The sequence below is a fragment of the Emcibacteraceae bacterium genome, from assembly GCA_041396985.1.
Lineage (GTDB): Bacteria > Pseudomonadota > Alphaproteobacteria > Sphingomonadales > Emcibacteraceae > Pseudemcibacter.
Window position 1 is genome coordinate 110,993 of record JAWKXO010000002.1, and the last position, 25,158, is coordinate 136,150.

Below are 25,158 nucleotides of genomic sequence, written 5' to 3' on the forward strand. Positions count from 1 at the left end.
CTTAGGTCATATCCTTTTTTGTATAGATTATATTCTCTCAGGTTTTCAAAATATCCGTTGATATTCATTCATTTAATTATTGCATATTAATCATTAAAATTATGCGCTTTTCAAATAATATAAAGAGTGTAAAAGGGCAAAAAAATAGGCTAAACTAATAGCCTCACATAAACTTAAATTAATCTTCAGGAACAAACTGATGTCATCATCACAGGATAAAAATCCAACTCAACGTACCTTAGGCCCTTTGCCGGATCTTGAACGCCATCTGCCCGTAGACTGGTGGCGCACTTTATTTAACGCTGTCTATTTAGACACTGACGGTGATGTCGTTGAAAATAGCGACATTACAAAACATGAAGTGGATAGAATTATCAGTGCATTGGATCTTAAGAAAAATGATCATATTCTTGACCTTTGCTGCGGTCAGGGACGTCATACGATTGAGTTGGCAAATAGAGGCTACAATTTTCTAACCGGTATTGACAGATCCGGTTACCTGATCCGGCTTGCCCGACGCAGGGCAAAAGCAGCCTTTTTGAAAATTCAGTTTAAGGAAGGGGACGCCAGACATTTTTCACTTTCATCCAATTCCCAGGACTGCGTGATAATGATGGGCAACTCATTTGGGTACTTTGACAATGAAGAGGATGATGTTGCCGTCTTAAATGCTGTTAAAAAAGTTTTGAAATCAGAGGGCAAACTGGCGCTTGATTTAACCGATGGCGACTGGATGCGAAAGCATTTTGAGCCCCGCTCCTGGGAATGGATAGATAAAAATCAGTTTGTCTGTCGTGAAAGATCTTTATCCCAGGATGGTGACAGACTAATTTCAAGAGAAGTTATAGTTCATGCTGAACACGGCGTGATTGCCGACCAGTTTTATGCAGAACGTCTTTATTCGAAAGTACGCATTACCCAATTACTCGAAAAAGTCGGCTTTAAAGATATCCAGCACCATGCTGAGATTGAACCGGACTCAACACGTCATGAAGATCTTGGCATGATGGCCCGCCGCAATTTAATTACGGCTCTTGGCCCTGTAAAAAGCCAGCAAGTGGCAGATAAGTCACGCCCGCTAAGAAATATTTCTGTTCTCATGGGAGACCCAAGTCTTCCGGATACAGTCAAACTTGGTGGAAAGTTCAATGAAGAAGATATTGCCACTATTAATAAATTAAAATCTGCACTTGCTGAGCTGGATGGGTATAAGTTCCACTATATAGATAGCCATGCCACATTGGTACAATCTCTCAATAAAATCAAATCTGATTTTGTATTAAATTTGTGTGATGAAGGCTTTATGAATAATGCCACTATGGAAATGCATGTTCCCGCATTTCTGGAAATGCAGGGTATTTCCTATACCGGTGCCAACCCGCAATCCCTGGTTATCTGTTATAACAAGGCCATTGTAAGGTCAATTGCCATGTCTTGTGATATTCCTGTGCCACTCGAGACATATTTTGGTCCTGATGATCAAATGGTCACTATACCCTCAATCCTGCCAGCTCTCATTAAACCCTGCGAAGGGGACAGCAGCATCGGCATTACATCTAAAGCTGTTGTGCATTCTGCCGAAGAGGCCATTGAATATATTGCCGGTCTTAGAGAACAGTTGCCAAGAACGTCTATTCTGGTACAGGAATTCCTTACAGGGCGGGAATTCAGCGTTGGTCTGGTTGGCAATCCGAGCCTGGGCTTGAACCCGCTACCCGTTCTTGAGGTGGATTACAGCAAGCTTGATGAAGGACTTCCTAAAATCCTCGGATACGAGTCAAAATGGGATCCAAACTCTCCTTACTGGAGCGAGATAAGCTATAAAAAAGCTGAGCTTGACGAAGAAAGCCAGCGCAACCTGATTAACTGGTCCAGCATATTGTTTGAAAGGCTTGGATGCCGGGATTATGCGCGTTTTGATTTCCGTGCTGATGCCGATGGCACTTTAAAGCTTCTTGAAGCAAACCCAAACCCGGGATGGTGCTGGGACGGAAAATTAAACCTGATGGCTTCCTTCGCAGGACTATCCTATTCTGATCTTCTGGCAAAGATTATTGAGGCCGCCGAACGAAGACTGCGCCTGCGATAAATAATATTATTTCTGAGAATAATAAAGGCGGCACATAGGCCGCCTTTATTACAATTTCTGAATTCCGGAATTCCTACATATGAATAGGAGATCCGCCCGCTGCCATTGCCGCTTCCTTAACCGCCTCAGATTCGGTCGGGTGTGCGTGACACGTATAGGCGATATCCTCTGCGGTCAGGCCTTTTTCAATGGCCAGAGTCACTTCGGCAATCATATTGCCAGCATCCGCTCCGATGATATGGGCACCAAGCACTTTATCCGTATCCTGAGATGAGAGAATTTTTACAAAACCATCAGTCTGGCTGTTTGCTTTAGCCCGGCTGTTGGCGGTAAACGGAAACTTGCCAACATTATAAGCTATACCGGCATCCTTAAGCTGTTCCTCGGTTTTACCGACACTGGCCACTTCCGGCATTGTATAAATCACGCCTGGGATGGCATCATAATTAACATGTCCGGCAAAACCGGCAATGGTTTCCGCAACCGCAATGCCTTCATCTTCGGCCTTATGGGCCAGCATTGCACCGCGCACCACATCCCCAATGGCATATATTCCCGGAACATTTGTTTCAAAATGATCATTAATATCCACCTGACCGCGATCGGTCATTTTAATGCCGGCTTCTTCAAGACCAAGTCCCTCTGTATAAGGGCGACGTCCAACAGAAACCAGGACGGCATCCGCTTTTATTGTTTCTGCATCACCACCCGCTGCCGGTTCAACGGTTACCGTAGCACCCGTTTTGGTCGTCTTAACAGCGGTCACTTTTGATTTAAGTTTAAAGCTAAAACCCTGTTTTTTAAGAATTCTGGCAAAAGTTTTTGAAACTTCGCCGTCCATTTCCGGCGTGATGCGGTCCATAAATTCAACAACAGTCACTTCCGCACCAAGTCTTTTCCAAACGGATCCCAGCTCAAGCCCAATTACACCACCACCAATCACGACCAGGTGTTTTGGCACCTTTGGCAGGCTTAATGCCCCGGTTGAGGAAACAACAATTTTTTCATCAATTTTAATACCGGGAAGACCCGCAACATCAGATCCGGTGGCAATGACAATATTTTTAGTCTCTAACGTCTGGTTGCCACCGTCATTAAGCTCAACATCAACTTTGCCGGCACCGGCAATTTTGCCACGACCTTTTACATAATCAACTTTATTCTTTTTAAACAAAAATTCAATGCCGCCGGTCAGATCGCTGACAACCCCGTCTTTGTGCTTCATTAATTTGGCAATATCGATAGAAAGCTTCCCTGTTGAAATTCCGTATTTTTCCATCCCGCCATTGGCTTCGTCATAAAGCTCTGATGCATGCAGTAACGCTTTTGACGGAATACAGCCAACATTCAGGCATGTTCCGCCTAGGGCACCACGCATTTCCACGCAGGCCGTTTTTAGTCCCAGCTGAGCTGCTCTGATTGCTGCAACATAACCGCCGGGTCCACCGCCGATGATAACGACATCATATTTATCACTCATAATGAACTTCCATTTTCATTCAATTAAAGATCAAGAACCAGACGCTGTGGATCTTCCAGATTTTCTTTGACCCGCACCAGGAACGTCACCGCCCCTTTACCATCAACAATCCTGTGATCATAGCTAAGGGACAGATACATCATCGGACGGATGACAATCTGATCATTCACAACAACGGGCCGTTTTTGAATAGTGTGCATTCCCAGAATACCGGATTGCGGTGCATTCAAAATCGGTGATGAAAGAAGAGAGCCGAACACACCGCCATTTGAAATAGTGAATGTTCCACCCATCATATCTTCCATCGCAAGTTTCCCATCACGGGCAAGTCCGCCAAGGCGACTGATTTCTTTTTCAATATCCGCAAAACCAAGCTTCTCGCAGTTACGAACAACCGGAACAACCAGGCCTGCTGGCGTGCTCGCCGCAACACCAATATTATAATAGTTTTTATAGACAATACTGTCTTCGCGGATTTCCGCGTTTACTTCCGGAATTTCCTTCAGCGCTGCGGTACAGGCTTTCGCAAAGAAAGACATAAAGCCAAGTCGGCACCCATGTTTCTTTTCAAAAGTTTCCTGATATTGTTTGCGAAGGTTCATAACAGCCGTCATATCCACTTCATTATAAGTGGTCAGCATAGCCGCAGTATTTTGTGCATCTTTAAGACGCTTGGCAATTGTGCGGCGCAGACGGGTCATTGGAACCACCTCTTCCTGTGGTGCCGCAACAACTTCTGCTGCCGGAGTAGTGGATTGAACTGCCGGTGCCGGTCCGCCTGAAATATGTGCAAGCACATCTGCTTTGGTCACTGCTCCGCCAGCACCTGTTCCTGCAATTTTGGAAACGTCAATCCCTTTTTCAGCAGCCAGCTTTGCCGCTGCCGGTCTTGCATTAGTCCCAGATTTAGCGGACGCCGCGACTGCCACTGGAGCCGCTTCAGCCTTGGCGGCTGGCTTTTCTTCTTTGGCGGGCGTATCTGCAGCAGCTGGTTTATCAGCCGCCTTACCCTGAGCCGTTTCATCGATTTTGCCAAGAATTGCTCCGACTTCCACATTATCTCCTTCTTTTGCGACTATTTCAGAAAGAGCCCCTGCAACAGATGCAGTCACTTCAAGGGCAACCTTGTCTGTTTCAAGTTCGCAAACAACTTCGTCAACGGCAACTGCATCACCAACGGCTTTATACCATTTTCCAACAGTTGCTTCAGATACTGATTCGCCGAGTACCGGCACTTGGATTTCGACGGTCATATGACCAACTCCTTATTGTTCTTATCTTTTCTTAATTGTTAAAGCCTGATCAATCAGATCCGCTTGCTGCTTTTTATGTCTTTCCATCAACCCTGTTGCTGGAGAGGCCGCTTCCTTACGTCCGGCATAAGCCGGCCGTTTCACCTTACCACCAACATTGGTAAGAACGTCTTCTATTAGTGGATCAATAAAGCTCCAGGCACCCATATTTTTGGGTTCTTCCTGACACCAGACCACGGCTTCAAGATTTTTAAATCTTTTGATTTCCTTGGTTAGAGCCTCGGCCGGGAATGGATAGAGCTGTTCAATACGCATAATATATGTATCTTTCTGCTCTCGGATATCACGTTCAGCCATCAGGTCATAATAGACTTTACCTGTACAGAGAATAAGGCGTTTGATCCCGTTTGGCTTGTTGATCTCAATTGTTTTATGTGGATCTGATTCTGCATCATCCCATAAAACTCTATGAAATTCTGATCCGGCACCCATATCTTCTATTTTTGAAGTCGCCAGTTTATGTCTAAGCAATGATTTCGGTGTCATAATGATCAGAGGCTTGCGGAACTTACGCTTCATCTGACGTCTGAGCACATGATAATAGTTAGCGGGCGTTGTACAGTTAACCACCTGCATATTGTCTTCTGCGCAAAGCTGAAGATACCGTTCAAGACGGGCCGATGAATGTTCCGGACCCTGACCTTCATAGCCATGCGGAAGGCAGACGACAAGGCCACTGAAGCGCAACCATTTGCTTTCACCACTGGATATAAACTGGTCAAAAAGCATTTGGGCGCCATTGGCAAAATCACCAAACTGCGCTTCCCAGATCACAAGGGCATTTGGCTCAGCCAAAGTATATCCATATTCAAATCCGAGCACTGCTTCTTCAGAAAGGGCACTATCAATTACTTCATAAGTGGCATGAGCATCCGGCCCCTGACCGGCATGGGCCAGCGGTGCATAACGTTCTTCCGTTTCCTGATCAACAAATACACTATGTCGCTGCGAGAAAGTCCCACGTTGACTGTCCTGACCGGACAGGCGAACGCGGTGACCTTCACGGATCAGCGTACCAAAGGCAAGCGCCTCTGCTGTTGCCCAGTCAAAATTCTCACCAGTTTCAAACATTTGTGCTTTTGCTTCAAGAGTGCGTTGCAACGTTCTGTGAATTTTAAATCCATCGGGAACTGTCGTCAGTAAATGACCAAGATCCTTAAGATCTTCAATATTAACCCCTGTTTTGCTGCCACGGCGGATATCGGCATCCGGACGTTCAAGACCGGTCCAGCTACCGGCAAACCAGTCAGCCTTAACAGGCTTATAATTTTTAGCGGCTTCAAATTCCACATCCAGAAAACTATGAAAATCTTTGACCATCTGATCGGCCTCGGATGCGGTCAGTAGTCCTTCACGAAATAATCTTTCAGCATAAATTTCACGTGTTGTCGGATGATTTTTTATCCGTTTATACATCAGTGGCTGTGTAAAGGACGGCTCGTCGCCTTCATTATGACCAAACCGACGGTAACAGAACATATCAACGACCACATCTTTTTTGAATGTTTGTCTGTATTCAGTTGCCAGTTTCATGGCAAAAACAACCGCTTCCGGATCATCGCCATTCACATGAAATACCGGTGCCTGAATTGCTTTGGCCATATCTGAAGGATAGGGTGAGGAACGCGAATAATGTGGTGATGTGGTAAAACCGATCTGGTTATTGACCACCACATGAATTGTACCACCAGTATGATACCCGCGCAGGTCACTGAGTGCGAAACCTTCAGCGACAATTCCCTGACCGGAAAAGGCGGCATCACCATGAAGTAAAAGTGTCAGAACACTTGAGCCGGATTTATCGCCGCGCTGCATGAGTTTGGCTCTTGTTTTTCCAAGAGCAACCGGGTTCACCGCTTCAAGGTGAGACGGGTTGGCGGTAAGTGACAGATGCACGTCATTACCATCAAATGAGCGATCCGAAGATGCCCCCAAATGGTATTTAACATCGCCTGATCCTTCGATTTCATCCGGCGTTGATGACCCTCCATGAAACTCATGGAAAATTGCCTTGAAAGGTTTACTCATCACATTAGTCAGAACATTTAACCGGCCACGGTGTGGCATACCGATAACAATTTCCTTAATACCGATATGTCCACCTGTTTTAATGACAGCTTCCAATGCCGGAATTAGCGTTTCAGCACCATCAAGACCAAATCTTTTTGTGCCAACATATTTCTTGGCAAGGTAGCCTTCATAACCCTCTGCTTCTGTCAGTTTCTGCAAGATTGCAAGCTTGCCTTCATTGGTGAAATGTATTTCCTTGTCTCGGCCCTCAATACGTTTCAAAATCCAGCTTTTCTCTTCAGCACTGTTAATATGCATAAATTCAACACCAAATGTTGAACAATAAGTTCTTGCCAGAATTGCCATGACTTCCCTGACAGTGGCTGTTTCAAGCCCCAATACATTATCCAGGAAAATGTCACGGTCCAGATCACCTTCGCCAAATCCGTAAGTTTGTGGATCAAGTTCAGAATGATATGGTTTTTCAGTAAGCCCGAGAGGGTCAAGATTTGCATGCAGGTGTCCGCGAACCCGGTAAGTGCGGATCATCATTAAGCAGCGGATTGAATCAAGCGTCGCTTTCCTGATATCAGCTTCAGAAGCCGTCGATTTGCCCTTCTTATTTTCAACCTTTGCTTCATAACCCGGGTTAAGCGCATCTGTCAGGTCATCATTTTCATTATAAGGCCAGTCCTTCCGCGTCCATGATGCACCCGGTTTTTCCTTACCCGCACCCATTAGAAGACGGGCATCATCAGCCAGTTCTTCAAAATAAGCCTGCCATGAAGGATCCACAGAGGATGGATCACGGGAATATCTGGCAAATAATTCTTCAACAAATGCACCACTGGCGCCGTTAAAAAGATTTTCTTTGGTTTCTATACTCATTTTATTCGAGCCTGTTTTAATAATCAAACCGTTGGATCAACTTTTACTCTTAAAGGATTGATAAACGTTTAACCCTTTAAGACCTTTAACATTGTCGTACCGAGTTCAGATGGACTATCTGAAATGACGATGCCAGCACTTTTCATTGCCTCAATCTTGTCTTCTGCTCCGCCTTTGCCACCTGAAACAATCGCCCCGGCATGACCCATTGTCCGTCCTGGAGGGGCCGTCCGCCCGGCAATAAAGCCTACTACCGGCTTCTTGATTTTATGGGATTTAAGGAATTCCGCAGCATCTTCCTCTGCTGAACCGCCAATTTCACCAATCATGATAATTGACTGTGTCTCATCATCATGAAGGAAGCCATCAAGAACATCAATAAAGTTTGTGCCATTTACAGGATCACCGCCAATACCAACACAGGTGGTCTGACCAAGACCCGCGACAGTTGTCTGATGCACAGCTTCATAAGTCAGAGTACCTGACCTTGAAACACAGCCAACTGATCCTCTCATATGAATATGGCCTGGCATAATCCCGATTTTACATTCACCAGGTGTGATGACACCCGGGCAGTTGGGACCGATCAGGCGGGAACTCGAGCCCTGTAGAGCGCGCTTCACTTTGACCATATCAAGTACGGGAATACCTTCTGTAATACAGACAATCAGCTCAACCTTGGCATCAATTGCTTCTAATATAGCATCTGCTGCAAAAGGAGGTGGTACATATATGACGGAGGCATTGGCCTCTGTTTTATGCACAGCCTCTTCAACAGTGTTAAAGACCGGAAGATCAAGATGTTTAGTGCCACCTTTACCGGGTGTGACACCGCCAACCATTTTAGTACCATAGGCAATGGCCTGCTCAGAATGGAAAGTACCTTGTGCTCCGGTGAATCCCTGACAGATTACTTTTGTTTGTGAATTTACGAAAATAGACATTAGCTTGCCTCCCCTACAGCTTTTACAATTTTAGCTGCAGCATCACCAAGATCAGATGCCGCTATAATATTCAGACCGGAATTATTCATAATCTCCTTGCCTTTTTCTACGTTAGTTCCTTCCAGACGCACAACGAGCGGCACATTCAGTGAAAGTTCCTTGGCAGCAGCGATCACACCTTCTGCAATCACATCACAGCGCATGATACCGCCAAAGATATTAACAAGAATTCCCTCAACAGCCGGATCACTCAGGATAATTTTGAACGCTTCGGTAACCCGTTCTCTGGTTGCTCCACCGCCAACGTCCAGGAAGTTTGCCGGAGATCCGCCCTTTAATTTGATGATATCCATTGTGGCCATGGCAAGCCCGGCGCCATTGACCATACAGCCAATGCTGCCATCAAGCTTAATGTAGCTCAGTTCATGTTTTGCTGCTTCTAGCTCCATTGGGTCTTCTTCTGTCGGGTCACGAAGCTCAACCACATCCTTATGTCTGAAGAGTGAATTGCCATCAAATCCCATCTTTGCGTCAAGAATGACGATTTCGTCATCTTTTGTGACAACAAGCGGATTAATCTCAAGCATTGAGGCATCTTTTTCTATAAATGTTTTATATAGAGATGCGATCACTTTTACAGCGGCACTGGCCGCTTTACCTGTTAACCCAATTGCATAGGCCACTTTCCGGCAATGAAAGCCGGATAGTCCGGTTGCAGGATCAATCGTTACCGTAATGATTTTTTCAGGCGTCTTTGCTGCCACTTCTTCAATATCCATACCACCTTCTGACGAGGCAATAATAGCGACGCGGCTGCTTTCGCGGTCAACCAGAAGACTGATATAAAGCTCATTTGCAATCGCACACCCGTCTTCAATATAAACCTGATTGACCTGTTTGCCGGCAGGGCCAGTTTGATGGGTTACCAGATTCATTCCTATCATATGCGAAGCAACCTGTTTCACTTCTTCAACAGATTTTACGACTTTTACACCGCCGCCTTTACCACGTCCGCCTGCATGGATTTGGGCCTTTACCACCCATACCGGTCCACCAAGATCCTTGGCAACCTGCTCTGCCTCTTTCGCTGTATAGGCGATGCCACCGTCAAGTACCGGTGCACCATACTGCCGAAGCAGTTCTTTCGCCTGATATTCATGAATATTCATAGGTCTATACCTTTTTCCCGCTAGTTTTTCGTTTATACGTCATAAAGAATAAGGATTAAGAAAACCCTTATTCTTTATATTTTCTGATTAGTTACCCAGTGAAGGATCAATGGCAACCACGGCTTCCATCAGTCCTTTGACAGCGGCCACACTATGATCAAAGCCGGCTTTTTCTTCCTTATTCAGAGCAATCTCAACAATCTTTTCGACCCCGTTCTCACCAATAATACATGGCACGCCGACATACATATCAGATTGACCATACTCGCCATTAAGCGCCACAGCACATGGCAGAAGACGACGTTTGTCACCAAGATAACTTTCTGCCATCGCAATCGCAGAAGTTGCCGGCGCATAATAGGCCGACCCTGTTTTAAGAAGAGCAACAATTTCCGCGCCGCCATCACGGGTACGCTGAATTATTTTTTCAAGCTTTTCATTTGTCGTCCATCCCATATTGACAAGATCAGGGATCGGAATTCCCGCGACTGTTGAATAGCGTGGTAGTGGCACCATGGTATCTCCATGGCCGCCAAGAACAAAAGCATTCACATCTTCGACGGAAACATTGAATTCTTCAGCAAGAAATAGAGTAAATCGTGCACTATCCAGCACGCCAGCCATTCCTACAACTTTATTTGCTGGAAGTCCTGAATATTTCTGTAAAGCCCAAACCATCACATCAAGTGGGTTGGTGATACAAATGACAAATGCATTTGGTGCATGATCGCGGATGCCTTCACCCACTGATTTCATCACTTTACAGTTAATGCCAAGCAGATCATCACGGCTCATACCAGGCTTGCGGGCGACACCGGCAGTAACAATAACAACATCGGCACCGGCAATATCAGCATAATCCGCTGTGCCGGAAATGCGGGCATCATAGCCTTCAACAGTTGAGGATTGTGCGATATCGAGAGCTTTACCCTGCGGAAGTCCATCTGCAATATCAAAAATAACAACATCACCCAGACCTTTTAGTCCGGCGAGATGTGCCAAAGTACCGCCGATTTGACCGCCACCAATGAGCGCAATTTTCTTACGTGCCATATTATATTTACTCCTAGAAATTTTGAAGGGTTTCAGAATAATTCTTAATATGCTCATATCATATTATTAAGATATTTTCCGGGTCCCGAGATTAAAATAAAATCATTGTTCCCGATGTAGCGCGAAAATGGTCGTTACGCAACAGTTTCTATATAAAAATACACATATTTTTCAATTATTTGTCAATATAGTTGTCAATATTGCTTTGTATAGCGATCTATTATGGCCTTATCAAACGGCATGCCCCTTAGCCAGATACTCTTTTGACTGCATTTCCATTAGTCTTGATACGGTTCTTTGAAATTCAAAATGGCCATGCCCCTCTTCATACAGATCTTCCGGGGCCACCGCCGCACAGCAAAGAAATTTGACATTATTTTCATATAATGCGTCAATGAAAGTGGTAAATCGTTTTGCTTCATTTCTGTTTTCGGGTCCGAGTTTTGGTATCCCAACCATAATAATGGTGTGATATTTCCAGGCCATGGCCAGATAATCGGCAGATCCAAGCGCTGCACCACATATTTTTTTAAAGGACACAACCGCGACCCCGCGGGAAGCCACAGGAATATGGAGAATACGTCCCTGAACTTCAATATCATCAGGGCCAACTTCGGTGCGATCATCAACTTCATGGTCCGTAAGCCGCCAGAATGCCTCCGACAAGGCTTTTGTTGCTACTTCACCAAGCGGATGATGGTATACTTCCATGCCTTTCATTCGCTCCAGCCGGTAATCAGTGGGTCCGTCAAGAGCAACAACGTCAAGTTCTTCCTTGATCATTTTTATTGTTGGCAGGAAAAGTTCCCGGTTAAGGCCATTCTTATATAATTCATCCGGTGCTCTGTTTGAGGTCAGTACCAGTATCACACCAAGATTGAGTAAAGATCTGAACAACCGACCCAGAATCATTGCATCCGTCACGTCGGTCACCTGAAATTCATCAAAGCACAGGAGTTTGCTTTTTCTTGCAATATTTTCTGCCAACGGAGGGATCGGATCATCTGCTGATGTACCAAACTTCTTAATTCGGTTTTCCTTGTCCATATAACGCCACGCATGAATTTCCTTATGTATTTCAATCATAAAAGCGTGAAAATGAACCCTGCGTTTATTCAATATAGGAGCCAGATCAAAAAACAGATCCATCAACATGGATTTCCCCCTGCCAACGCTGCCGTATATATATAATCCTTTTGGCTTTTCGATTATTTTTTTCTTAAGAAACATCCTGCTCAAAATATTTTCATTTTGAGCAGGATTATTATTTTTTAGACTGAGGAATAGATTTTGAAATTTGTCAACAACTCTTGCCTGATTTCCATCTTCTTTCAATTGCCCGTTTTCTAGCATTTCATGGTATCTTGTGTACGGGTCTAAAGTCGAATTAATCATAAAAAATTACTCAAAAATCTGTCTCTCGTTATACATTTAATAACTTATATAGTGTATTAACTGAAAAGTTATTAAAAAATACCATGAATTAGAGTTAAAATATGAAAAAAAGTTATGAAATACCGGTTTACAATAATGAGGTACGCCTGGCCGTTCGTAACCGGCAAAATCATCCTAGCTTTGAAGCTAGCTGGGCTGATACGCATTTAATTACTATTTATGCCCATACAGCAGAAGAAGCCCTGAATATTTGTCGTCGCAAACATCCAGAAAAACTGGGGTTTGTTCTTGGTGACGTATCAGAAGCGATTTAACTGCCGAAACGATAATCACATCATGACTAAAGAAAACCGTAAAAATTTCAGCGAGTTGAGAAACACCAATATCTATGAAGTCGTCATGTATAATACCGAAGTCCGCAAATTGGTAGAATTTGACGAGTCCCATCCTAGGTGGGATGATGGTTGGGCAGACAGCCGCTATATCGAGTTACCCGCCCTTAATGTTCGCAGTGTCATTAAAAAAATCCGCTCAAAATATCCACGTAATCGTGGCTTTAAAATCACCGCGATTACACAGATACCTGAATTTACCTATGATAAAAGAGAAAAGTTTTAAGCGGGTTTAGTTTCTGGTTATCTCCAGTAAAGTATCCGGTGTCAAATGGGGAAGAATTTCCAGCAAGTCTGATTTTTTCAATGATACACATCCCTCTGTACCGACATAATCATCATCATCCAGGTCCCTAGCCACATGCATAAATATGGCACTGCCTTTTCCTGGAACCACTGGTGCATCGTTATAGCCAAGCACCACAAGGACATCATAAAGATCGTCATCCCGCCACAAACTTTCGGCACTGGCATGATAGGGTAGCATCACGGACTGGTTATAGGCTTTATCATTGGGGTCGTCACACCATCCATCTTCTCTGAGTGTCGCAAATAGCGGCACTTTGCTGTAAATGGGCTGACGCAATTTATCATAGCGATAATAAATGCTTCGAAGCTCAAACCTGCCTGTAGGACTTTTATTATCCCCTTCTTTTTTTTCATTGGCGATCCCCCCTTTGCCAAGCGCACAGCGATAGGTTTTTGATCCGAATTTTAATATGCCGCGGGAGGGGTTTTCTGAAATAGGTGTGACGAGGATTTCCATAAGCTTATACCTGTTTTTTATTTATCCAGATTATCTATTTCTCGGCTCAGATTATATTGTGATGAAGTGACATGTGCTTCTGCTGCGCGCAACCGGCGCTCAATATCCCTAAATTTGTAACGAATATCACGTACAGTATTTGAAGGCTCTGTTCTGACCGAATTCCAGAAATCGCTTTCTTTCTTACTTTCGTAGATATCTTCCGGCTTTTCATCGAGGAAGTAAGCCAGCAAGACATATCCAATTACAAAAAAGACGAAGCCAAAGAAGATTGAGCCTAGAATGGCAGCAATACGCAAAATTTTAGGTTTAATCCCAAAATAATCACCGAGGCCAGCACAAACCCCTGAAATTTTAGCATTCTTTTTATCAAGATAGAGTTTTTTATATGGGGGAGTATGGGGATGTCTATACATTATTTTTTCCTCCAATCAGGGGATTCTATATCCAGAATCCGTTCAATATTGTTAAGCCGGCTTTCAATCCTCTCCGCGCTTTCCCATAATTCACCCAGGATATTCTCATCCTCATTTGATATGGTTTTTGTGGATTTCCACCTTGTAATATAGTGAAGAAGTATCCAAAGTGGCGCGACTACTGCCATGAATACAATTGCGACAACTTCTGTCATTGTTTATCCTTTCCAAATCCTGCTTTATTTCAGGATACACCCATAATTATTTTTTTGCAGCCTTGGATTGTTTTTTGGCCAGTCTTTCCTTTAGTTCAGCGAGCTCATCTGCAACCGCTTCATTGGCTTTCAAATCCACGAATTCTTCATGCAGGGTTTTTTCACGGCCAAGCTCTGACGCTTCAACAAGACTTTCCGTTTCTTCAACCCGTTTTTCCATTAATGAAAATCGGTTCATAATATTTTCGATGCGGTTGTCATATAGTTTGGACCGAACACGAAGCTGAGTGGTTGCAGAATTTTGTCTTTCAACCAGTGATTTCTGTTTTTGTTTTGCTTCTTTGATTTTTGCTTCTAGCGAAATAATATCCGCTTCATATTTGGCGAGAGCCTCTTCTAAAGGAGCGCGGTCCTGCTCCAGTTCCAGAACGATGTCCACCAATTTTGCTTTTTCAACGAGTGCTGCATTTGCTAAATCCTCTCTTCCTTTACTTAGAGCAAGTTCCGCTTTGGCATACCAATCGTCCTGCACTTTGTTTAAACGGTCAATATGACGGTCAATTTCCTTGCGGTCAGCAATGACACGGGCGGCAGAAGAACGAACTTCAACAAGCGTGTCTTCCATTTCCTGTATCATCATGCGAATCATTTTGGCCGGGTCTTCAGCTTTATCAAGGATATGCGAAATGTTTGAATTGATTATGTCGGTTAGGCGGGTAAAAATGCCCATTTTATATCTCCAAAATTAAATTGCCCCTACCTGGGCCTTCACATCCTCTACTGCACAGGGCGTGCCAGTTTTTATATTTTTCCATAAGCCTTTGTTTAATAATGATTTTTTGTATTATCGTGAATTTTACAGATGAAAATAATTTAGTAATTTTTATTATTTATTGGCATTTTTTATTATTTATTGATAAATTTTTTCATATGGATCATCCACAACAAATTATCATCGGGGAGAGCGCCGCTTTTCTTGAAATTATTGAGCAAACCAGCCGGGCTGCCAGCCATGACCGTGCCGTATTGGTGATCGGTGAGCGCGGCACCGGAAAGGAGCTTATTGCCTCCCGTCTGCATTTTTTATCACCGCGCTGGGAACAGAAATTTGTTCAGGTTAACTGTGCCGCCTTACCAGACACTTTACTGGAATCCGAGCTGTTTGGCCATGAGGCCGGTTCTTTTACCGGAGCAGCCGGCAAACGGATTGGTCGCTTTGAAGAAGCCGATGGCGGCACATTATTTCTTGATGAAATTGCCACCACATCACTTTCCGCGCAGGAAAAAATTCTGCGTATTACGGAATATGGCACATTTCAGCGGCTGGGCAGCAATAAGACCCTCTCGACAGACGTAAGAATAATAGGCGCAACCAATATTGATCTGCCGACGGCCGCTGAGCTTGGTGGCTTTCGTCATGATTTACTGGACCGACTCGCGCTGGATGTCATCACGCTACCACCCCTCCGGGCGCGTAAGGATGATATTATGATTTTGGCCCAGTATTTTGCCAGGAAAATAGCTCAGGAGCGGGGCTGGCCAAGCTTCCCAGGATTTTCTTCTGACATAACGGATCAAATGATGGCTTATGATTGGCCCGGCAATATCCGTGAGCTTAAAAATGTTGTTGAGCGGGCGGTATATTATGCTGATGATGAAAATGAGCCCGTAGGTCAGATTATTCTTGATCCTTTCAGCTCTCCATACCGTCCACTCTCGAACAAGCAAAAAGAAATACAATCAGACATTTTGATAAAGTCACAACAAAAACAATCAGAGCAGGAGCCACGCGATTTCCAGCAAACCATCGATCAATTTGAGAAAGATTTATTGCAAAGCGCGCTAAAGGCCAATAAATTTAACCAGCGCCGAACAGCCGGATATCTTGGCCTAAGTTACCATCAGCTGAGGCATCAGCTTAAAAAACACAATCTGCTCAGTTAGGAGTACATAATGAAAATAGGCATCTTAACCAGCGGCGGTGATGTACCGGGATTAAATGCTTGCATCAAAGCGATCGTAGAAGGGGCTGAAAAAAATGGTTGGCAGACAATCGGCATCAAACGGGGCTGGAAAGGGCTGTTTGATTATAACCCTGCAGGAAATGAGGCTGAAAATAATTTATTATCAAAACCGCTCAATTCTTCAGACTTGAGAGGCATTGAGAATATAGGCGGCACCATTCTTCACACGTCCCGATTTAACCCGGTCCAGATCGGTGAAGAATTTCTTCCCTCCTTTTTAAAAGGCAATGTCCCTGCCTCAAAATTCAAAGAAGGAACATTTGACTGCACAGACCATGTTCTCAAAGTACTAGATCATATGGAAATTGATGTGCTTATCCCGATCGGTGGCGATGGATCGCTGAGATTCGCGGCACATTTAAGCAAACAGAAGTTCCCCGTCATCAGCATCCCGAAAACCATGGACAATGATGTAAACGGCACCGATTACTGTATCGGCTTCAGCACCTGCGTCACCCGCTGTGTTGACAGTATCAATAAAATAAAAACGACCGCCGCCAGTCACGAGCGCATAGCGATTATTGAGCTTTTCGGTCGCCATAGCGGCGAACCTGCTCTGCTTTCCGGCCATATTGCCGCCGCTGACCGGGTTCTTATTCCCGAAGTATCCGTTGACCTTGAACATTTTAGCGACCTGATTATATCCGACCGCAAAAAAAACACTGATAATTACTCTATCGCTGTTGTTGCCGAAGGGGTAAGACTTAAAGGCGGAGAAAATGTCTATCTGGGATTAAAAGACCATTATGGTAACGAAAAACTCGGAGGCATAGGGGACATTATTTATAACCACTTACGCTCAAATCACAGCTCAAGTGTCCTGACACAACCTCTTGCTTATCTTCTGAGAAGTGGGGAGCCTGATGCCCTTGATAAACTTATTGCCAAAAACTTCGGCACGCTGGCTATTCAGCTTATAGAGAAAAAAACCTTCGGTAAAATGACTGCAATTATTGACGGCAATTATGAGGTAACCAACAATGACAGTGTCCTTATTGAGCAGCCCGGACTGATTGTTGAAAATCTTTATGATATAAATAACTACCGTCCGGATATTAAAAATATTCTTGGTCGTCCCATGTATCTTTAAAAAGATAAGTAACTTCCGAAATTATTGTCTATAATTTTATGAGAATGGAGCGGGCGAAGAGATTCGAACTCTCGACATTCACGTTGGCAACGTGACGCTCTACCACTGAGCTACGCCCGCATATCCAGGATATGCCAACAACGATATCGTTGTCTGTGAAGGGGAATATACGCAACAATTCCCGAATTGCAAGTGCAATTTCAAAAAAAATTCATTGGCGGCACTGCAAACTGACGTTATATATTCTGTCGATAACATGCTTTTAAATTCAAGGTATTAACATGGTGGCAACTGAAAATGATTTATTTAGATTACTGGATAATCTGAATATTGAAACCACGACTTATCAGCATCCGCCACTTTACACAGTCGAGGACTCGCAATCACTGCGCGGCGAAATACCGGGTGGACATTGCAAAAGCCTTTTCCTGAAGGACAAAAAAAATAATTTCATTCTTGCCGTTCTTTCAGAGGACAGGCGACTGGATATGAAGGCGCTTTCTGATTGTGAGAGCCTTAATGTCGGGCGCTTAAGTTTTGCCAGTGCAGAACGGATGATTGACATGCTGGGTATAAAACCTGGCTCTGTTACACCATTTTCCCTGATTAATGTAGATAATAATGACTTGATCGTCATCCTTGATAAAGGCATGCTGGAGCAGGAATATCTTAATTATCATCCACTTCATAATGAAGCAACGACAACCATTCACCGCGATGATCTGATAAAATTTATTGAGCATTTCGGCTTTAATCCAATCATTTTAGACTTTGACAAACTATAAAAGAGTACAAATATGCAGCAACAAGGTACCCCGTCCCCCTATATTATTGACGTTGATATGCCTGGATTTGTTTCCGAAGTTATTGAAAAATCCATGGACGTTCCCGTTATCGTTGATTTCTGGGCACCGTGGTGCGAGCCTTGCAAAACATTGGGGCCAATTATCGAAAAAGTGGTCATGCAGGCAAATGGTGCTGTCATTCTCGCCAAGGTTAATATTGATGAAGCACAGGAAATTGCCGCACAGATGCAAATCCGATCAGTGCCCACAGTTGTAGCATTTGTCGGTGGCAGGCCAGTTGATGCTTTTGCAGGTGTAAAAAGCGAGACAGAATTAAAAGCCTTTATAGAAAAAATAGCGCCTGATATGGGGCCATCCGAAATTGATCAGCTTCTTGAATTTGCCAAAGCTCAGGAAGCAGAAGGCAATTTAAAAGAGGCCGGTGGCGCCTATTCCCAGATTGTACAAATGGACGAAACCAATAATGAGGCTCTCGCGGGACTTGCCACCGTTTTTATTAAACTTGGTGATCTGGAAAATGCCAAAAATGTATTGGCAGAAGCGCCCGACAAGAATAATCCGGCAATCCGTGCCGCTCAGGCCACACTGGACACCGTAGCACAGGTTGATGGGCTTGATGATATAGAAACTTTAAGAAATGCGCTTAATAAAGATGACAATGATCATCAGGCCCGTTTTGATCTTGCCCTACAGCTTTGGGCAAGAGGAGAGCGAGATGAAGCGGCAGACCAGCTTCTGTATATCTTTAAAGCCGATAAAGAATGGCAGGATGACGGCGCGAGGAAGCAGCTTCTTAAATTTTTCGAAGTGGCCGGACCTATGGATCCTTTTACCATTGCCGCAAGAAGAAAGCTCTCTAGCCTGCTCTTTTCCTGATCATGATGAAAAAATTACCGGACATAATTCCTCTTTTTCCTTTAACGGGTGCAATTTTATTGCCAAAGGGGTATCTCCCTCTCAATATTTTTGAGCCAAGATATATTGAAATGGTGGAAGCGGCCCACGACAGTGATGGGATTATTGGCATGATTCAGCCGAAAGGATCAAAAATTTCCAGCTCACGTGATAATAATGATCTATACGGTACCGCCAAAAGAGGACGGCCCCTTTATAAAACAGGCTGTGCCGGATTGATTACAAAAATGGAGACAATTGGTGAAAATCAATATCTCGTTATTCTGAATGGTATCAGCCGTTTTGAAATTTCAGAAGAACTGCCAATGGTGAACAGCTACAGGGAAGCGCGCATCAGTAATGCAAATTTCTTAGATGATGGGAACGAAAAACCGCTTGCAGAAAAAGAGCTTAAAACCCGCTATTTAAGTTCACTCAAAAAATATTTTAATCGTTTCAGCATGGATATTAATCCTGCTGATTTTTCTGACATCAGTGATGAGGAAATTATTAACAGTATGGCGATGATATGTCCTTTTGATTCTGCTGAGAAACAGTTAATTATTGAAACACCAACCCTCACAGACCGGGCAAAACTGATGATAAAAATTATTGATTTTAATCTGCTCCAACATGATATAGCATCAGAAGAAAATTTACATTAAGGCACGAACAATGACGGATGGATCAAAAGATAAAAAAATCAATTACGGAAAGCTGGACCCCAGGTTGCTTGACGTGCTTGCCTGTCCCGTTACCAAAAGCAGTCTTATCTATGATGAAAAAGCGCAGGAACTGATCAGCAAAAAAGCAAAACTGGCCTTCCCGGTAAGGGACGGCATTCCTATAATGCTTGTCGAAGAAGCACGGGAACTGGACTAAAAACCAGAATATTATAAATATCCTGAAATTCTTAGAGTGGTTCTCCGCGTAATAGCTTGGGTAATTTTCCAACCGTACCACGGGCATGACGCATAAAAAATTTCTTTAATGGGGGTGCCTCCTCAACAATGGCAAGCCCGGCACGTCGCCCTAATCTAATAATTGGATTATCATTTGAAAATAACCGTGTCAGGCCATCCATACCCAGTGCCAGAATATTATTATCCGTGCGCCGCCAGCGGACATATCTCTCAAGCACCAGTTCAGACCCAATGTCCCCGCCTAAGCGATGGGCATCTACTAATATTTCTGACAGTGCCGCTATATCCCGAAGGCCAAGATTAAACCCTTGCCCCGCAATTGGATGAATGCCGTGAACGGCATCACCGATCAGACAAAATCTTTCGGCAATATAATCATCAGCAAGCTGCATGGTTAGTGGATAGGACCATCTTTTCCCCAGCGACTTTACGGTACCGAGAAATGTTCCGAATTTTTTTGCGAGCTCCGCATTAAACGCTCTTTCCGAAAGAGCCATAATCGTTTCCGCACGCTCCGGCGGTTCGCACCAGACGATTGATGAATGGTTATTTTTTAGCGGCAATATGGCGAAAGGGCCCGATGGAAAGAATTTTTCATGGGCAATACCCTGATGATCCAGTTCATGCTCAACAGTGGTTACAATACCTGTCTGCTTATAATCCCAGACCCGGATGTTAATGTCTTTTTGTTGTCTTAAGGTTGATCCACGTCCTTCTGCCCCGACAAGTAAAGTCGCATTCAGTTTTTTACCGCTTTTAAGGTCAATTTCAACATGACCGGGTAATGTTTGACTGGAAATAATCTGATCAGGGGAAAAAAGGTTAATATTCTTGCGGTCCTTTATCGCATCATAGAGACCCGAACGAATATGGCGAACCTCAACCATTTGGCCGAGCGGGCCGTCACCAAGCTCTTTTTGATCAAAATGCAGAAATACCGGACTATTACCATCTGTCACATGGATTTCATTGATCGGCTGTGCCGCAAAACCAATCTTGTCCCAAAGGCCAGTCGTTTTTAACATCATATAAGGGGCATAGGATATCGCATAGGAACGTCCATCAAATTCATCATTAAGCGATACTTTCACATTCAAAGGATCAATAAGGGCAATTTCCAGCCCCTGATCCGCTAAAATGCAGGCAAGTGTCATTCCAACAACACCGGCACCGGAAATAATAATATCTACTTTTTTAGCGGCAATTTTTTTGTTCATAATCCGGGCAGTATAAGTCTGGCCCAATGGGCTGGCAAATAATATCTTGAAATGATTTAAAGGATTTTATTGTCTATTTTTTAATCAAAATATGAAATATCATATCAATTGTCTAATTTTTAGGCAGAAAATCCCTCTTTAAATATGCAAATATCAGAGAAAATCATTCTATATCAGTCTGTTACGTTTCTGGCATGCTTCTTGTAAGTGCACTGAGGAACCAATTACACTTAGTGTTAGGAAATAGTTGTGGACACATTAAAATCAGGAACAGACGTTTTTTTTATTCTTATTGGGGCAATTCTCGTATTTGCCATGCATGCAGGTTTTGCCTTTCTTGAGGTGGGAAGTGTACGAAAGAAGAATCAGGTTAATGCATTGGTAAAAATCATCGCAGACTTTGCTATCTCAACCGTCGTTTATTTTTTTATTGGCTACAATATTGCCTATGGTGTCTCATTTTTGGGCAATGCCGCGGAAATAAGCGGTATTTCAGAAAATTCCCTTTTTCTCGGAAATGGCTATGATCTGGTCAAATTTTTCTTTCTGCTGACATTTGCCGCTGCAATACCGGCAATTATTTCTGGCGGCATTGCCGAACGCAGCCGTTTTAAACCGCAGCTTTTGGCAACGGCCATCATCGTCGGCCTTATTTATCCGCTATATGAGGGAATGGTCTGGGGTAGTTTGTTTGATTTTCAGACTTTCATGGCTGATAATTTTGGCGCACCATTTCATGATTTTGCGGGGTCCATTGTTGTCCACGCCATGGGAGGATGGCTTGCACTCGGTGCCGTGGTAACTCTGGGTGCCCGCATGGGACGATATAGAAAAGACGGCGCACCGCTTGGAATTCCACCATCCAATATTCCTTTTCTCGCGCTTGGTTCCTGGATTCTCTGTATCGGATGGTTTGGCTTTAATGTCATGAGCGCACAGACTGTTAGCACCGCAAGCGGTCTTGTTGCCCTGAATAGCCTTATGGCTATGGTCGGCGGTATTCTGTCCGCTTTAGTTGTCGGCAAGAAAGACCCTGGTTTCGTTCATAATGGTGCCTTGGCAGGATTGGTTGCCGTTTGTGCAGGATCAGATTTAATGCACCCTATTGGGGCACTGTTTGTCGGTATTGTCGCCGGGATAATATTTGTTTACGCCTTCACAACTTGCGGAAATCGCTGGAAAATTGATGATGTACTCGGTGTTTGGCCACTGCATGGGCTATGCGGACTATGGGGTGGAATTGCAGCAGGCATCTTCGGACAACAGGCTTTCTGGGGCTTGGGTGGTGTCTCCCTGATAGCGCAAATTACCGGTTCTGTGGTAGGTATCATAATTGCCGGAATTAGTGGATTTGTCGTCTTCGGACTCATAAAGAAAACTGTCGGATTCAGGCTTTCCCAGGAAGATGAATATCTGGGCGCCGATCTTGCCATTCATAATATTAGCGCCACACCGGAAGAAGATTTTGGGCTAAGATAGTAAGAAATTTGACGTCATGGTGTCATGTTTTTGTAATTAAAGTAATTTTTTGATATATTTAGCGCCAGGATAGCCATATATTTGCCTTGTTCTATTCCATAATGATAATATATTTTATCAGTAGAGCCTGGCAATAATAGGAATGATCATTGGCAAGCAGACGTAGTACTATTAAAAAAACAGCAAAGAAATCTCTTTTACCTGAGTCGGTAACAGAGTTTCTTGTTAATTTGCTTATTCGGCTTTGGGGCATCACTCTGATTGCTTTATTTGCTGCGTCGGTTGTGGCCTTTTTCAGCTACGACCCTAATGATCCAAGCTGGAATAATGCTGTTACAACAGACGCAAATAATCTTCTTGGCACCGCTGGTGCCTGGACGTCTGATGTCTTGCTTCAAAGTCTGGGCCTGGGTGCTTACGTCCTTGTACTTCCCCTCTTAACATGGGGCTGGCGGATTGTTACGCTTAAAGGACTTCCATACATTTTTATGCACTTACTGGTCCTGCCCATACTGGTGATTGCGGCTGTCATTACACTTTCAACGTTACCTGTTTATCAGAACTGGCCTTTGGTCAATGTCGGACTTGGCGGATTTATGGGTCAAATGCTGCTTGGATATGTCCAAAGCTTTTTTGCCTGGGTTCAGGTGAATTTTTATCCTCAAATTGTTTTCATTGTTTTTGCAGCAATTACTGCCTTAAGTTTTGCCTATACTGCGGGCTTGGAAAGGGAAGAGTGGAAAGCACTCTTTCGCGGTATTAAATGGTGCGTATTTACTTTCTTTTCAAAAATATTTTCTGCCTTTGCGTCTATCAGAGGTCTGTTTGGCGGACGGAATGCTGATGCAAGTGGAGCAGAAATTGATGTCAGGCGAAACAAAGTGCCGGTACGAAAAGAACCTCCAATAAAAAGTGAGCCTAATAAGGAAAAACGGACAATTCCGATTATTGATCCGGAACAAAGAAATCTGAAAGCCGGTAAAAGGGAAACAATTGAACGTCAACCAATGCTGGACATCATATCGGACGGGCAGTTTGCCTTGCCGTCTCTTAGCCTGCTTTCCCAACCTAAACCGTTGGCCGAACAGGACCGTCTTACCCATGATGCATTGGAGCAAAATGCCCGAATGCTGGAAGCGGTTCTTGATGACTTTGGTGTTAAAGGTGAAATAACCAAAGTACGGCCGGGACCGGTTGTCACCCTTTATGAACTGGAACCCGCACCCGGAACAAAATCTTCCCGGGTTATTAACCTTGCCGATGATATTGCCCGCTCTATGAGCGCAACATCAGCCCGTGTTGCTGTCGTTTCCGGTAAAAATGCTATCGGCATCGAACTTCCAAACAGTAAAAGGGAAATCGTTGCTCTTCGTGAAATATTATCTTCCAGCATTTATGAAGACAGCAAAGCAAAGCTTCCTATGGCTCTTGGTAAGGATATCGGCGGTGACCCCATTGTCGCTGACATCGCATCAATGCCACACTTACTCGTGGCTGGTACCACCGGGTCTGGTAAGTCTGTCGCGATCAATGTGATGATCCTGTCACTACTCTATAAGCTGACGCCAGCTCAGTGTCGCCTGATTATGGTTGATCCGAAAATGCTCGAATTATCTGTATATGATGATATTCCGCATCTTCTAACCCCTGTTGTAACGGATCCTAAAAAAGCCGTTGTTGCCTTAAAATGGGCAGTGCGCGAAATGGAACACCGTTACCAGAATATGGCAAAACTGCAGGTTCGAAATATTACCGCCTATAATAAGCGCCTCGAAGAAGCGAAACAAAAGGGTGAAAATATAATTCGCAAAGTTCAAACCGGATTTGATCCAGACACTGGAAAGCCTATTTATGAGGAAGAAAGCCTTGATCTTACGCCGCTCCCTATGATTGTCGTTATTGTTGATGAAATGGCAGATCTTATGTTGGTTGCGGGCAAAGATATTGAAGCTCTTATTCAAAGACTGGCACAGATGGCCAGGGCAGCGGGCATCCATCTTATTATGGCAACGCAGCGTCCGTCAGTGGACGTCATCACCGGCACAATTAAAGCCAACTTTCCAACCAGGGTTGCTTTCCAGGTAACATCAAAAATTGACAGCCGCACCATCCTTGGTGAGCAGGGCGCTGAACAGCTGCTAGGTATGGGCGATATGCTTTATATGGCCGGTGGCGGCCGTATCACCCGTGTTCATGGACCGTTTGTCAATGACCAGGAAGTGGAAAGGGTTGTTACGGCCCTTAAGAAACAAGGACGTCCTGATTATCTGTCCAGTATTGTTGAAGAACCCGATGAAGGATTTGATTCCGATTTTCTGCAAAATGCTCAGATGACCCCTAATGGCGGCAAATCAAGCGGCGATGATCTTTATGACCAAGCCGTTGCCATTGTGGCCAGGGATCAAAAGGCATCAACAAGCTATATTCAGCGTCAGTTACAAATTGGGTATAACAGAGCCGCCAATATTATTGATAAAATGGAAAGGGACGGTGTGGTCAGTAGTGCCAACCATGTTGGCAAACGCGAGGTGCTGGTCAGTGATCATTCAGAAGATTATTAACACTGATAAATATTATATTAATTTCTATTGTCTA

At 44.0% G+C, this 25,158-nt stretch carries 23 protein-coding genes and 1 tRNA gene; 11 read left to right on the forward strand and 13 right to left on the reverse strand.

Annotated elements, in window-relative coordinates; translation table 11 throughout:
- Positions 1 to 199: 199 nt before the first annotated feature.
- A complete protein-coding gene (locus tag R3D86_05155; protein MEZ5757591.1) occupies positions 200 to 2,089 on the forward strand; it encodes a methyltransferase domain-containing protein in 1,890 nt (629 codons plus the stop codon).
- A 73-nt stretch (positions 2,090 to 2,162) separates the two neighbouring features.
- Here the strand turns inward: R3D86_05155 and lpdA are convergent, their stop codons facing one another.
- From lpdA to zapE, 7 genes are all read right to left on the reverse strand, one after another.
- Positions 2,163 to 3,569 carry a dihydrolipoyl dehydrogenase gene (lpdA, locus tag R3D86_05160; protein MEZ5757592.1) on the reverse strand — a complete coding sequence of 469 codons (1,407 nt, stop codon included), beginning with the start codon at positions 3,567 to 3,569 and terminating at the stop codon, positions 2,163 to 2,165.
- Positions 3,570 to 3,592: 23 nt separating this feature from the next.
- Entirely contained in the window at positions 3,593 to 4,822 is a 1,230-nt protein-coding gene (gene odhB, locus R3D86_05165) for a 2-oxoglutarate dehydrogenase complex dihydrolipoyllysine-residue succinyltransferase (protein ID MEZ5757593.1), read from the reverse strand.
- Positions 4,823 to 4,843: 21 nt separating this feature from the next.
- Entirely contained in the window at positions 4,844 to 7,780 is a 2,937-nt protein-coding gene (locus tag R3D86_05170; protein MEZ5757594.1) for a 2-oxoglutarate dehydrogenase E1 component, read from the reverse strand.
- A gap of 68 nt (positions 7,781 to 7,848) precedes the next feature.
- Positions 7,849 to 8,724 (reverse strand): succinate--CoA ligase subunit alpha, encoded by an 876-nt coding sequence (sucD, locus tag R3D86_05175; GenBank protein ID MEZ5757595.1) that lies wholly within the window; start codon positions 8,722 to 8,724, stop codon positions 7,849 to 7,851.
- Positions 8,724 to 9,893: an ADP-forming succinate--CoA ligase subunit beta gene (gene sucC / locus R3D86_05180; protein MEZ5757596.1), complete on the reverse strand. Its 1,170-nt coding sequence runs from the start codon at positions 9,891 to 9,893 to the stop codon at positions 8,724 to 8,726. The genes sucD and sucC overlap by 1 nt, the downstream gene beginning before the upstream one ends.
- An 87-nt stretch (positions 9,894 to 9,980) precedes the next feature.
- Positions 9,981 to 10,946, reverse strand: coding sequence for a malate dehydrogenase (mdh, locus tag R3D86_05185; protein ID MEZ5757597.1), 966 nt, complete (start codon positions 10,944 to 10,946; stop codon positions 9,981 to 9,983).
- A gap of 231 nt (positions 10,947 to 11,177) precedes the next feature.
- Entirely contained in the window at positions 11,178 to 12,341 is a 1,164-nt protein-coding gene (zapE, locus tag R3D86_05190) for a cell division protein ZapE (GenBank protein MEZ5757598.1), read from the reverse strand.
- A 101-nt stretch (positions 12,342 to 12,442) separates the two neighbouring features.
- On the opposite strand from zapE, the gene R3D86_05195 reads away from it, so the two are divergent.
- Both R3D86_05195 and R3D86_05200 read left to right on the forward strand, forming a co-directional pair.
- A complete protein-coding gene (locus tag R3D86_05195; GenBank protein ID MEZ5757599.1) occupies positions 12,443 to 12,655 on the forward strand; it encodes a hypothetical protein in 213 nt (70 codons plus the stop codon).
- Positions 12,656 to 12,677: 22 nt separating this feature from the next.
- Entirely contained in the window at positions 12,678 to 12,959 is a 282-nt protein-coding gene (locus R3D86_05200) for a hypothetical protein (protein MEZ5757600.1), read from the forward strand.
- Between the two features lie 6 nt (positions 12,960 to 12,965).
- Here R3D86_05200 and R3D86_05205 read toward each other — a convergent pair whose 3' ends face one another.
- The 4 genes from R3D86_05205 to pspA are packed head-to-tail and all read right to left on the reverse strand — an operon-like array spanning position 12,966 to position 14,860.
- The gene (locus tag R3D86_05205; protein ID MEZ5757601.1) at positions 12,966 to 13,499 is read right to left on the reverse strand and encodes a L,D-transpeptidase family protein; all 534 of its coding nucleotides are present in this window, start codon (positions 13,497 to 13,499) and stop codon (positions 12,966 to 12,968) included.
- Between the two features lie 17 nt (positions 13,500 to 13,516).
- On the reverse strand, positions 13,517 to 13,915 hold the full coding sequence (pspC, locus tag R3D86_05210; protein MEZ5757602.1) for an envelope stress response membrane protein PspC: 399 nt from the start codon (positions 13,913 to 13,915) through the stop codon (positions 13,517 to 13,519).
- The gene (gene pspB, locus R3D86_05215) at positions 13,915 to 14,130 is read right to left on the reverse strand and encodes an envelope stress response membrane protein PspB (GenBank protein ID MEZ5757603.1); all 216 of its coding nucleotides are present in this window, start codon (positions 14,128 to 14,130) and stop codon (positions 13,915 to 13,917) included. Before pspB ends, pspC begins: the two co-directional genes overlap by 1 nt.
- Positions 14,131 to 14,176: 46 nt before the next feature.
- The gene (pspA, locus tag R3D86_05220; GenBank protein ID MEZ5757604.1) at positions 14,177 to 14,860 is read right to left on the reverse strand and encodes a phage shock protein PspA; all 684 of its coding nucleotides are present in this window, start codon (positions 14,858 to 14,860) and stop codon (positions 14,177 to 14,179) included.
- 200 nt (positions 14,861 to 15,060) lie between these two features.
- On the opposite strand from pspA, the gene pspF reads away from it, so the two are divergent.
- Together pspF and R3D86_05230 are read left to right on the forward strand one after the other, a co-directional pair.
- On the forward strand, positions 15,061 to 16,074 hold the full coding sequence (pspF, locus tag R3D86_05225) for a phage shock protein operon transcriptional activator (GenBank protein ID MEZ5757605.1): 1,014 nt from the start codon (positions 15,061 to 15,063) through the stop codon (positions 16,072 to 16,074).
- A 9-nt stretch (positions 16,075 to 16,083) separates the two neighbouring features.
- Positions 16,084 to 17,244: an ATP-dependent 6-phosphofructokinase gene (locus R3D86_05230; protein ID MEZ5757606.1), complete on the forward strand. Its 1,161-nt coding sequence runs from the start codon at positions 16,084 to 16,086 to the stop codon at positions 17,242 to 17,244.
- Between the two features lie 45 nt (positions 17,245 to 17,289).
- Here R3D86_05230 and R3D86_05235 read toward each other — a convergent pair.
- Positions 17,290 to 17,364: transfer RNA gene (locus tag R3D86_05235), tRNA-Gly, on the reverse strand.
- A gap of 161 nt (positions 17,365 to 17,525) precedes the next feature.
- On the opposite strand from R3D86_05235, the gene R3D86_05240 reads away from it, so the two are divergent.
- From R3D86_05240 to R3D86_05255, 4 genes are read left to right on the forward strand one after another with little or no spacing between them, the layout of a single operon-like run.
- Positions 17,526 to 18,029 (forward strand): prolyl-tRNA synthetase associated domain-containing protein, encoded by a 504-nt coding sequence (locus tag R3D86_05240; GenBank protein MEZ5757607.1) that lies wholly within the window; start codon positions 17,526 to 17,528, stop codon positions 18,027 to 18,029.
- Positions 18,030 to 18,041: 12 nt separating this feature from the next.
- On the forward strand, positions 18,042 to 18,926 hold the full coding sequence (trxA, locus tag R3D86_05245) for a thioredoxin (GenBank protein ID MEZ5757608.1): 885 nt from the start codon (positions 18,042 to 18,044) through the stop codon (positions 18,924 to 18,926).
- Positions 18,927 to 18,931: 5 nt separating this feature from the next.
- Positions 18,932 to 19,609 carry an LON peptidase substrate-binding domain-containing protein gene (locus R3D86_05250; GenBank protein ID MEZ5757609.1) on the forward strand — a complete coding sequence of 226 codons (678 nt, stop codon included), beginning with the start codon at positions 18,932 to 18,934 and terminating at the stop codon, positions 19,607 to 19,609.
- Between the two features lie 52 nt (positions 19,610 to 19,661).
- Positions 19,662 to 19,826: a Trm112 family protein gene (locus tag R3D86_05255; protein ID MEZ5757610.1), complete on the forward strand. Its 165-nt coding sequence runs from the start codon at positions 19,662 to 19,664 to the stop codon at positions 19,824 to 19,826.
- Between the two features lie 31 nt (positions 19,827 to 19,857).
- Here the strand turns inward: R3D86_05255 and R3D86_05260 are convergent, their stop codons facing one another.
- Positions 19,858 to 21,084 carry a UbiH/UbiF/VisC/COQ6 family ubiquinone biosynthesis hydroxylase gene (locus R3D86_05260; GenBank protein ID MEZ5757611.1) on the reverse strand — a complete coding sequence of 409 codons (1,227 nt, stop codon included), beginning with the start codon at positions 21,082 to 21,084 and terminating at the stop codon, positions 19,858 to 19,860.
- Between the two features lie 249 nt (positions 21,085 to 21,333).
- On the opposite strand from R3D86_05260, the gene R3D86_05265 reads away from it, so the two are divergent.
- Positions 21,334 to 22,563, forward strand: a complete 1,230-nt coding sequence (locus R3D86_05265; GenBank protein ID MEZ5757612.1) for an ammonium transporter — start codon at positions 21,334 to 21,336, stop codon at positions 22,561 to 22,563.
- A 149-nt stretch (positions 22,564 to 22,712) separates the two neighbouring features.
- Complete coding sequence (locus R3D86_05270) at positions 22,713 to 25,124, forward strand: DNA translocase FtsK 4TM domain-containing protein (protein ID MEZ5757613.1); 2,412 nt, start codon at positions 22,713 to 22,715, stop codon at positions 25,122 to 25,124.
- Positions 25,125 to 25,158 lie beyond the last annotated feature (34 nt).